Origin of the sequence: Zymomonas sp., from assembly GCF_020216885.1 — a bacterium.
GTDB lineage: Bacteria > Pseudomonadota > Alphaproteobacteria > Sphingomonadales > Sphingomonadaceae > Zymomonas.
The window spans coordinates 1-10,000 of record NZ_JAIWON010000043.1; the positions used below are offsets into that span (position 1 = coordinate 1).

General features: G+C 44.8%; 10 protein-coding genes. All 10 read left to right on the forward strand.

Annotated features, from left to right (window positions below; translation table 11 throughout):
* Positions 1–100 precede the first annotated feature (100 nt).
* The 10 genes from LDL18_RS02205 to mazG all read left to right on the forward strand — a co-directional run bounded on the left by LDL18_RS02205 (position 101) and on the right by mazG (position 9,897).
* The gene (locus tag LDL18_RS02205) at positions 101–1,120 is read left to right on the forward strand and encodes a glycosyl hydrolase family 8 (protein WP_296506694.1); all 1,020 of its coding nucleotides are present in this window, start codon (positions 101–103) and stop codon (positions 1,118–1,120) included.
* A gap of 78 nt (positions 1,121–1,198) precedes the next feature.
* On the forward strand, positions 1,199–2,284 hold the full coding sequence (locus LDL18_RS02210; protein ID WP_296506696.1) for a lytic murein transglycosylase: 1,086 nt from the start codon (positions 1,199–1,201) through the stop codon (positions 2,282–2,284).
* Entirely contained in the window at positions 2,268–2,741 is a 474-nt protein-coding gene (locus tag LDL18_RS02215) for a septal ring lytic transglycosylase RlpA family protein (protein WP_014848314.1), read from the forward strand. Before LDL18_RS02210 ends, LDL18_RS02215 begins: the two co-directional genes overlap by 17 nt.
* A gap of 51 nt (positions 2,742–2,792) precedes the next feature.
* Positions 2,793–3,992: a D-alanyl-D-alanine carboxypeptidase family protein gene (locus LDL18_RS02220; protein WP_296506710.1), complete on the forward strand. Its 1,200-nt coding sequence runs from the start codon at positions 2,793–2,795 to the stop codon at positions 3,990–3,992.
* The gene (gene tmk / locus LDL18_RS02225) at positions 3,971–4,621 is read left to right on the forward strand and encodes a dTMP kinase (protein WP_296506700.1); all 651 of its coding nucleotides are present in this window, start codon (positions 3,971–3,973) and stop codon (positions 4,619–4,621) included. Before LDL18_RS02220 ends, tmk begins: the two co-directional genes overlap by 22 nt.
* Positions 4,621–5,613, forward strand: a complete 993-nt coding sequence (locus LDL18_RS02230) for a DNA polymerase III subunit delta' (protein WP_296506702.1) — start codon at positions 4,621–4,623, stop codon at positions 5,611–5,613. The genes tmk and LDL18_RS02230 overlap by 1 nt, the downstream gene beginning before the upstream one ends.
* A gap of 17 nt (positions 5,614–5,630) precedes the next feature.
* Complete coding sequence (metG, locus tag LDL18_RS02235; RefSeq protein ID WP_296506703.1) at positions 5,631–7,196, forward strand: methionine--tRNA ligase; 1,566 nt, start codon at positions 5,631–5,633, stop codon at positions 7,194–7,196.
* On the forward strand, positions 7,196–7,972 hold the full coding sequence (locus tag LDL18_RS02240; RefSeq protein ID WP_296506705.1) for a TatD family hydrolase: 777 nt from the start codon (positions 7,196–7,198) through the stop codon (positions 7,970–7,972). Before metG ends, LDL18_RS02240 begins: the two co-directional genes overlap by 1 nt.
* A complete protein-coding gene (locus LDL18_RS02245) occupies positions 7,969–8,733 on the forward strand; it encodes an MBL fold metallo-hydrolase (protein ID WP_296506706.1) in 765 nt (254 codons plus the stop codon). The genes LDL18_RS02240 and LDL18_RS02245 overlap by 4 nt, the downstream gene beginning before the upstream one ends.
* A gap of 348 nt (positions 8,734–9,081) precedes the next feature.
* Positions 9,082–9,897 carry a nucleoside triphosphate pyrophosphohydrolase gene (mazG, locus tag LDL18_RS02250; RefSeq protein ID WP_296506709.1) on the forward strand — a complete coding sequence of 272 codons (816 nt, stop codon included), beginning with the start codon at positions 9,082–9,084 and terminating at the stop codon, positions 9,895–9,897.
* Positions 9,898–10,000 lie beyond the last annotated feature (103 nt).

The following is a 10,000-nucleotide window of genomic DNA, read 5'->3' on the forward strand; positions in this document are numbered from 1 at the left end:
TCTTGTTCTATTCAGCTACCTAACAGGTAGTAATCCTTAAAATCGGTCAGAAGCCTATCAATTCTGGCCGATCAATAATTTAAAAAAGGGATGCTCCGCCATGACCTATAGTCGTCGTTTTATCCTTTCCACTTTGGTAAGCGTCCCTTTGCTGGTAGCCTGTCGGAAGGGTAAAGCGGCCGAAGCTGATAATTGGACATTATTTAAGAATCGCTTTTTTAAAGATGGCCGGATTTCAGATAGCGGCAATGGGAATATCAGTCATAGCGAAGGACAGGGCTATGGCATGATACAAGCGGAAGCTGCCCATGACAAAGCGACCTTTGATGCTTTGTGGCAGTGGACAAAAACCCATCTCATGCGGCCTGATATGGCACTTTTTGCATGGCGATTTGATCCATCCCAATCCAATCCGGTATCCGACCAGAATAATGCGACGGATGGTGATATTCTGATCGCATGGGCTTTGTTGCGCGCTGAAAAGCGTTGGCCAAAGAATGGTTATGGGCAGGATTCCGAAGCGATTAGAAAATCTATCGGGAAGAAGCTGGTTCTTTCTGGTGGCGGCGAAACCATTCTGCTTCCTGGGTTACAGGGTTTTACTGGCACTGATTATGTTATCTTGAATTTTTCTTATTATATCTGGCCTGCGTTAAAAGCCTTTAATGAGGCTGATAACGGGGCTTGGCATAATGTTATTGAAAGCGGAAAAAAATTATTGGCAAAGGCCAAATTCGGTTTGCCTCAATTACCTACTGATTGGGTTGCCTTCAAAAATAACGGCAATCTTGAACCCGCCGCCGACAAACAACCTTATTTCGGTTTTGATGCCGTTAGAATACCGCTTTATCTGATTTGGGGTGGTGAAGATGCCTTGGCAGCACCTTTTGCTATTTATTGGAATAGCTATCTTTCCCATAATCAGCCCGTTCCGGCATGGGTAGATGTGAATAGCCAAGCTATTGCACCTTATCCTTTATCAAAGGGAGGTATGGCGATTCTTGATCTGGCAATGAATAAGCCCATTACAGCTAAAATTACCGATCAGGATGATTATTATTCTTCAGCTTTATTGGCACTTTCCGAAATTGCTGCGAAAGAAAGACCGCATAACCGCTAAATCTTTTATTGATATCATCCCAATTCCTGAAAAATAGTATAGAATACTCTATCATTTTTTTATGAGGATTGGGCAAGGATGCGTTTATACCCCCTGATAACAGCTATTTTCTTAAGCGGGATGACGTTTCCGGCATTATCGCAATCATCATCCGATATGCCTGTGCCCATGCAGGAAAAGACAGCCGCCGATCTGAATAATCAGGAAGCCAATAGAGATTTTCGGAATTTCTTGGCTTCTATTCGGCCACAAGCTTTGGCGAGCGGCGTCAATGCGCAAAGCTTTGACCGGATTGCTTCGGATTTAACCCCCAATCCCCGTGTTATCCAATTGGATCGCAATCAACCGGAATCGCCAACCGCAAATGCGGTTATACCGCCTTTTGCGCCTTATGCGGCCAGTCATGTTGATGCGGTACGAATTGCTAATGGCCGGAAAAAATATCAGGCTTTACAAAATAACTTAGCCGAAATTGAAAAAGAAACCGGCGTTCCATCAGGGATTATGCTGTCAATCTATGGGCATGAAAGTGGCTATGGTCAATTTTCAGGCAATTTTGATCTTTTACGGTCTCTTGCGACTTTGGCTTATGACGGGCGGCGGCGTGATCTTTTTGTTCAGGAATATATCGCCGCTTTGAAGATTCTTGATTCCGGTATCGATCGTAGCCTTTTAAAAGGAAGCTGGGCTGGCGCAACTGGATCTCCGCAATTTTTACCTAGTGTTTATTTGCGGGTTGCGGTTGATGGCGATCATGATGGCAAGAAAAATATTTGGTCGAGTGAAATTGATGCCTTGGCCTCTATTGGTAATTATCTAAAAACTGCTGGTTGGCAACCCAATATTCCTTGGGGTATTGCCGTGAAGGTGCCAGACAGTCTTGACCGAAGTCTTATTCAATCCGTAACGCCTTCCCAAAAATGTCCTCGTGTTTATGCAAGGTTAAGTCGTTGGCAGCCAGTATCCGAATGGCGTAAACTGGGTCTTGTTTTTATGGGAAGTCATATGCCTTCTGAAAATGAATCGATGGCTTTAATAGAACCGGATGGGGCGGGCGCAACCGCATGGCTGGTTTCTGCCAATTATCGCGCTATTCTGGATTATAACTGTTCCAATTTTTATGCTTTATCTGTGGGGTTACTGGCTGATGCAATCACAGACTAAATTTCATTTTTCTTTTCGACCATGGACGGTTCTTTTACCTTTGTTTGTAGCGGCTTGTGCAGGCCCTCAAACACATCACTATAGTCATAATCACGCGCCCCGTAGTCCGGCGACCAGTCGTCCTTATACGGTCGGCGGTGTGACTTATGTCCCCAAAGATGATCCTTCTTATAATGAAGTGGGTTATGCCTCATGGTATGGAGATGATTTCGCTGGACATCCGACGGCTATCGGAGAAAAATTTTCACCCAATGCCATTAGTGCCGCGCATAAGACGCTGCCGCTGCCTTGCTATGTCGAAGTTACCAATCTTGAAACCGGACGCAGGTTAGTTGTCAGGGTCAATGATCGGGGGCCGTTTGTCCAAGGTAGAATTATTGACCTATCAAGGGGAGCCGCGCGCGCTTTGGGCATTGAAAAGAAAGGCACCGCGAAGGTTCGCGTCAAACGTCTTTAACTATTGTTATTCATGGCTACAAGTTTATCAAGATGAATATTCTTTGTGACCATGCCTTACTATATCGGTGATTCAATGAAGCCAGTTCTATTCTTTTCTGCCTCTGCTCTCTGCTTTACGGCGGCGACCAGCCATGCGGCAGCGCCCCCTTTTGAGACAATTGCACCTATCGCCTATATGAAAGACCTGTCTTCAGGCGCAGTGCTTTATGCAAAAGATGCTGATCGTCGGATGCCACCGGCATCTATGGCGAAGATGATGACTGTCTATGTTGCCTTTGATCTTATCAAAAAAGGGCAGCTTAAACTGGATCAGCCGATTACGGTTCAGCCGGAAACATGGAAAAAATGGCATGGCCCTTCGGCAGGTTCAACGATGTTCCTGTCACCGAATGAACAGGTAAGTGCAGCCAATCTTTTGCATGGTATTGTTACATTATCCGGTAATGATGCCTGTGTTGTTTTATCCGAAGGTATTGCGGGAACAGAACAGGCTTTTGTTGCTTTGATGAATGAAAAAGCACAAAAGATTGGCCTCACTAATTCTCATTTTGGTACAGCTAATGGTTGGCCGGACGGCGGCGCAACCTATGTAACAGCACATGACCTCGAAACTTTGGCTGAAGCCACTATTCGTGATTTCCCCGATCTTTATCGCCAATTCTATGGTCAACGTGAATTTACATGGGGTAAAACCATGGGATCTGGGAAAGATATTACCCAATCCAATCGCGATCCGTTATTGGGCGTTATTGAAGGCGCTGATGGTTTAAAAACCGGACATACCGATGAAGCTGGATATGGCTTTACCGGATCCGCTGAACAACGGGGACGGCGGCTGGTTATGGTGATGGCGGGTTTACCTTCCAATGCAGCCCGTCGGGAACAGTCTATTGCCTTTATGAATTGGGGCTTTAGAGCTTGGAAATCCAAGCCTGTTGTCAGAAAAGGCGTGCGTGTCCAGACAGCCGAAGTGCAGGGCGGTAGTTCTTCTACTGTCGGTTTGGTCGCCCCACGTGATCTGGCGGTTACTTTGCCGATTACGGCTTCGGATCAAATGAAGGTCAAAGTCGTTTACCAAGGCCCTATTAAGGCCCCGATTGCCCAAGGTCAGCATATTGCCGATCTGGTTGTCCTGACATCTGACACTCCACCGCAGGTCACACCTTTGGTGGCTGAAAAAACCGTAGAAAAAGCCGGATTTTTTGGTCGTATTGGTGAAGGTATAAGGTGGCTTCTGGGGCGATTGTGACACACGGATATTTTATCAGTCTGGAAGGCGGAGAAGGAGTCGGAAAATCGACCCAGCTTCGTCTTTTGGCAGCCGCTCTCGAAGAAAAGCTTCAAAAGTCTGTTATCGCCACCAGAGAACCCGGCGGGTGTTCGGGTGGCGACGCGATCCGCCATCTTTTGCTGGAAGGCGATCTGCATCGTTGGACGAATGCAACCGAAGCGCTCTTATTCGCCGCAGCGCGAGCTGAACATGTTGATCGTGTGATAAAACCGGCCTTAAAAAAAGGTAAATGGGTTATTTGTGACCGATTTATTGATAGCTCTCTGGCTTATCAAGGCGATGCCGGCGGCCTTACTCAAGAAGATATCCGTTGTCTTCATCGCATCGGCAGTCAAGGTATTTTACCTGATCGCACCTTCCTTTTAACCTTGCCGGAAGGTGAGGGGATTCGGCGCGCACAGGAACGCGACAAAAATAAAGGAAACCGTTTTGAACAGCGGACAATCGATTACCATAAAAAAGTAAATGATAGCTTTTTACAGTTAGCCGCCAGAGAACCAGAGCGCTTTCGGGTCATTGATGCAAGCGGTAACCCTGAAGAAGTGCATCATCATCTTCTTGATGCTTTGGATGATTTATTGCCCTGATGTCTCAATTATTAGGTCACGATACGGCAATAAAGGCTTTCCGTCATGCAGAAGACAGTGGACGACTGCATCATGCTTGGCTTTTAACGGGGGCAAAAGGGCTTGGAAAACGGCTTTTTGCTGACAAGGCTGCGGCGTGGCTGTTAGCTCATGCGGTTAATCCAGATATCCGAAAGAATATCGCTTCGGATTCTTTGGATATACCGGAAGATAATCCGACCTTGTCTTTGATAAAGGCGAGTAGCCATCCTGATTTGTTGCGTTTGGAAAGGCTATTTCGCGATAGCAAAGAACAGGAACGCGCCCGTAATATCACAGTCGATCAAGTCAGAACTATTCAAAAGCTGTTTGCAACAACGCCTGCCTTATCCTTCCGGCGTGTTGTTATTATTGATTCCATTGATGATTTAGAAAGATCGGCGGCGAACGCTCTATTAAAAAACCTTGAAGAGCCGCCTGCTGGAACGATTTTCTTTCTGATTAGCCATGCAGCAGGCCGTCTTTTGCCCACTATCCGGTCAAGATGCCGCATTTTATCCTTTCATTTATTAGAGGATAACCTTGTTGCTGAGATTTTAAAACATCATCTCCCTGATATTACGGCAGGAGAATTGGCTAGTTTGATCAAAATCAGTCGAGGCGCAGCGGGATATGGTTTAAGATTTGCTGGTCTTGATATGGCTGAACTGGATAATGCCATAGAAAATATTGTCAAAACAGGCGATAGAGATTTCCTATTACGGAGCAAGCTGGCACAAAGTCTGTCTCTAAAGTCGGCGCAAGGCCGCTACGAGGCTTTTTTGGAGCGGGCACCCTCGCGAATTTCAGCTGAAGCCCGTTCTTTGAAAGGAGAAAAACTGGCACAAGCTATTCATTTATGGGAAAAAGCCCGCCAGCTTGGCAATGAAGCTGTGTTATTTTCTCTTGATCCACAGGCAACCGTCTTCACTCTGGCCGGATTTCTTGCCAGATTAGCCCCAACACACATATAGATTTGGTAAAGTTTAAGATGTCTCAATCTTTTTATATTACGACGGCTATCAGTTATCCTAATGGCAAGCCTCATATTGGTCATGCCTATGAAGCTATCGCATCGGATGCGCTTGCCCGTTATCATCGTTTGGCAGGGGATGATGTCTATTTCCAAACCGGAACCGATGAACACGGTCTCAAAATGGCACAGACAGCTCGTAATCGTGATATAGAACCGATCGCTTTAGCAGATGAAATGTCTTCCCATTTCAAGACAATGGATGATGTTTACAATATCTCTTATGATCGGTTTATCCGCACTACCGAAGCGGAACATCATAAAGCCAGTCAGGCCTTGTGGAAAATCTTGGCTGATGCTGGTCATATCTATCTGGGACGCTATGAAGGCTGGTATTCTATCCGTGACGAAGCCTTTTATAAAGAAGAAGAGCTTGTAACCGATTCCAAGGGAGAAAAGCTGTCACCGCAAGGCACGCCTGTTGAATGGAATGTCGAAGAAAGCTGGTTTTTCAGACTGTCCGCTTTTCAGGATAAATTATTGGCCTATTACGAAGCCCATCCAGATTTTATTCAGCCGGAAGCCCGTCGAAATGAAGTGATTAGTTTTGTTAAATCTGGTTTGGCCGATCTTTCGATTTCCAGAACCAGCTTTGATTGGGGTATTCCTGTTCCGGATTCCCCCGGACATGTCATGTATGTCTGGATTGATGCTTTAACCAATTACCTGACGGGTGCCGGTTATCCTGACAATAAAGAACGCTTTGATCGTTACTGGCCAGCCGATATCCATGTTATTGGTAAGGACATTATCCGTTTTCACGCGGTTTATTGGCCAGCCTTCCTGATGGCTGCTAATATTGCTTTACCGAAAAAAGTGTTTGGACATGGCTTCCTTCTGAATAGAGGGGAAAAGATGTCGAAATCGGTTGGTAACGTGGTCGATCCTATCGACATGGCTAAAATTTATGGCGTTGATCAGATCCGCTATTTTCTTCTGCGGGAAGTGACTTTCGGGCAAGATGGAAGCTACAGCCATGAGGCGATTGTAAATCGGATCAATGCTGATCTCGCGAATGATTTCGGTAATTTGGCACAGCGTTCTTTATCCATCATTGCCAAAAATGGCGCAAAAGTACCTAGCCCTGAAGATACCCGCGCAGAAGATCAGGCTTTGATGGAAAAGATTGCCGGTATCCCGCATCAGGTTGCAACCGCGATGAATAACATTGCTCCCAATCAGGCATTGGATGCAATTTGGCGCGGAGTGGGTGAAGCCAATCTTTATATTTCGGAACAAGCACCTTGGACGGTCAGAAAAACAGACCCAGTGCGTGCCGATACCATTTTATATTGGACAATCGAAGCCGTGCGCCAATTGGCTATTTTAAGCCGTTGGGCATTGCCGGATAGCTGTGATGCTTTGCTTGATTTATTAGGGCAGGGGGCTGATCAGCGTGATTTTCGCGCTTTATCTGCACCCTTAGTTCCGGGGCTGCCCCTCCCGAAACCGGTCGGTGTATTTCCTCGTTTTGTTGAGAATGACAAAAATAATTCGGAAAAAGCAGCCAAGGATAAAGCCTGATGCTGATTGATAGCCATTGTCATCTTAATTATCCCGGCATGCTTGAAAAACAGCCGGAGATTTTACAACGCGCGCGGCAGTCGGGTGTGACCGGAATGGTCAATGTCGCGACGAAGGAATCCGAATGGGAACCTATTGTCGCAACAGCCACACGGGAAAAAGATGTCTGGGCAGCCGTTGGTATTCATCCCAATGAAGCGGCTGCCCATGAAAATATAACTAGCCAAAGATTGATCGAAGCAGCAACCCATCCTCGGGTTGTTGCTATCGGTGAAAGCGGGTTAGATTATTTTTATGGCGAAAATGACTTTGACCAACAAAAAGCGAGTTTTCGTGAGCATATTATGGCTGCCCGCGAAACGGGCTTACCGTTGATCGTCCATACAAGAGACGCAGAAGAAGACACTGCCAGTATTATCGAAGAAGAAATGGCAAAAGCGCCGTTTAAAGGGCTGATCCATTGTTTTACAGCCAGTCGTTCTTTGGCTGAAAGAATGCTGAAACTAGGATTTTATATCTCTATTTCAGGTATCATTACCTTTAAAAATGCCGAAGATTTACGCCAAACGGTCAAAAATCTGCCTTTAGATCGTTTGATGGTTGAAACGGATTCCCCGTTTCTGGCACCGGTTCCCCATCGCGGTAAAAAAGGGGAACCTGCTTTCGTTGCAGATACAGCGCATTTCCTTAGTCAGATGTTTGGCATGGAATATGAAGCCTTCACAGATATGACGAGCCGTAACTTCCTCAAATTATTTGATAAGGTGAAATTATGAAACTCCGTCTTCTCGGTTCTGGCACATCATCCGGTGTGCCTATAATCGGGAATAACTGGGGAACATGTGACCCGAATGAGCCTAAGAATAACAGGACAAGGGCTTCTTTATATCTGGAAACGGATCAGATCAAAATCTTGATTGATACGTCGCCCGATATGCGATCGCAGCTTTTGAAAGCCGATATTTCAATTCTTGATGCGGTTTTATGGACGCATGATCATGCCGATCATTGCCATGGCATTGATGATTTGCGGCCTATCTTTCATCGGCGAGGAGAACCTATTCTGGGATTTGCTAGAGCTGAAACTTTATCGGGTTTGAAACAGCGTTTTTCTTATGTCTTTGATGGATATGGTGATTATCGTGCAACTGTTGAAGCCCATGTCTTGCCTGATCATCTGACTATAGGCGATGTTGAGATTTCGGTAACGGATCAGCCTCATGCGAGGATAACCAGTGCCGGTTTTTGCTTTAAGCATAAAAATATTCGTATCGGATATGCGACTGATTTCAATAACATAACAGACGAAATGGCGAAATTGTATCAAGGTGTCGACCTTTGGATTGTAGATACCTTGCGGGAAAGGCCACATCCATCACACCCCCATTTGGCCATGATTTTGGAATGGGCTGAAAAGCTACAGGTCAAAAGGGCAGTGACATGCCATATGGATAATTCGATGGATTATGCGACTTTATCGCAAAAATTGCCGGATTATATGGAAGTCGGATATGATGGCTGGACAACAGAAATCTAGATACAATCAATAATCGGGCAGGGGGGTAAAACCCCCATTCCTTTTTCTTGCCTTCTGATAAAAAAATTTGAGAGCTCTTCTTTGTAATCTGCCCTTTTATTGCAAGAAGCTCTTTTCGAGAAAATTCATGCCATGAAGACATTTCTATTTTGGGAATTGATAGAAAGAATTTGAAAAAGAAAAATATCAGACGTCCATAAAGGGAAGAGACTTCATTGATAAAAAGCGATCAGATAGACAAGAGCCGTATTTTATCAAGAGAGGCTCATTTAAAGGGGTTCCTTGAGGGGAAATTGGTTTTATTTAACATAATATATATTATCAGACTTACAGTAAGAGGCCGCTTCTATGGATAAAGACGCTTCACAATCCCAAAAATCTGATTTTTCTTCCATTGATACACTGCGTCAAATTATGGCGCGTTTGCGTGATCCAGCGAAAGGTTGTGCATGGGATGCCGCACAAAATTTTTCGAGCATTGCGCCTTATGCCATTGAAGAAGCCTATGAAGTTGTTGATGCTATCGAGCAACAAGATATGCATGAGTTAAAAAACGAGCTTGGAGACTTACTCCTTCAAGTCGTGTTTCATTCTCAAATGGCTTCGGAAAAAAATCTGTTTACTTTTGATGATGTCGTCGCCGCTATCTGCCAAAAGATGATCCGTCGTCATCCGCATGTTTTCCAAGAGAAAGATATAGATGCGACCCGCATTAAGGGTAATTGGGAAAAGATTAAGGCCGAAGAACGTTCTGAAAAAAAATCAAATGATTCTGGTGCGTTGGCAGGCATTGCTAAGGCTTTACCGGCACTTATACGCGCCAAAAAAATACAGGAACGCGCGGCCAGAACCGGATTTGACTGGTCAGATACTGTTGGCCCCAGAACCAAAATTGATGAAGAATTAGCCGAAGTCGATAATGCCACCGATCATGAAAATCTGATTGAAGAAATCGGTGATGTCCTCTTTACTGTCACGACTTTTGCAAGACATCATGGCATTGATGCGGAGCAAGCCCTTAAAAAATCGAATGAAAAATTCGAAAATCGTTTTAAAATAATGGAAGAAATTGCGGGTGGCGATATTACGCCCCTACCCTTATCCGAGAAAGAAAATTTATGGATTGCAGCAAAAAATTACGAAAAATCTAATAATAAAAAATAGATATAACAATATTGAATTTTAACTATATTCTGTCATTTGAGAAATTCTTGCGCGCTCTACCTCTATAGATAGAGCCTTTCTTTTTAACGTCACTTTTTTATTT

What these genes read in the sequence shown, in the direction of transcription:
- LDL18_RS02215 (WP_014848314.1), top strand. Translation starts at nt 2,268, where the DNA reads ATGCAATCACAGACTAAATTTCATTTTTCTTTTCGACCATGGACGGTT.
- LDL18_RS02205 (WP_296506694.1), top strand. Translation starts at nt 101, where the DNA reads ATGACCTATAGTCGTCGTTTTATCCTTTCCACTTTGGTAAGCGTCCCT.
- LDL18_RS02240 (WP_296506705.1), top strand. Translation starts at nt 7,196, where the DNA reads ATGCTGATTGATAGCCATTGTCATCTTAATTATCCCGGCATGCTTGAA.
- LDL18_RS02245 (WP_296506706.1), top strand. Translation starts at nt 7,969, where the DNA reads ATGAAACTCCGTCTTCTCGGTTCTGGCACATCATCCGGTGTGCCTATA.
- LDL18_RS02230 (WP_296506702.1), top strand. Translation starts at nt 4,621, where the DNA reads ATGTCTCAATTATTAGGTCACGATACGGCAATAAAGGCTTTCCGTCAT.
- mazG (WP_296506709.1), top strand. Translation starts at nt 9,082, where the DNA reads ATGGATAAAGACGCTTCACAATCCCAAAAATCTGATTTTTCTTCCATT.
- LDL18_RS02220 (WP_296506710.1), top strand. Translation starts at nt 2,793, where the DNA reads ATGCCTTACTATATCGGTGATTCAATGAAGCCAGTTCTATTCTTTTCT.
- metG (WP_296506703.1), top strand. Translation starts at nt 5,631, where the DNA reads ATGTCTCAATCTTTTTATATTACGACGGCTATCAGTTATCCTAATGGC.
- LDL18_RS02210 (WP_296506696.1), top strand. Translation starts at nt 1,199, where the DNA reads ATGCGTTTATACCCCCTGATAACAGCTATTTTCTTAAGCGGGATGACG.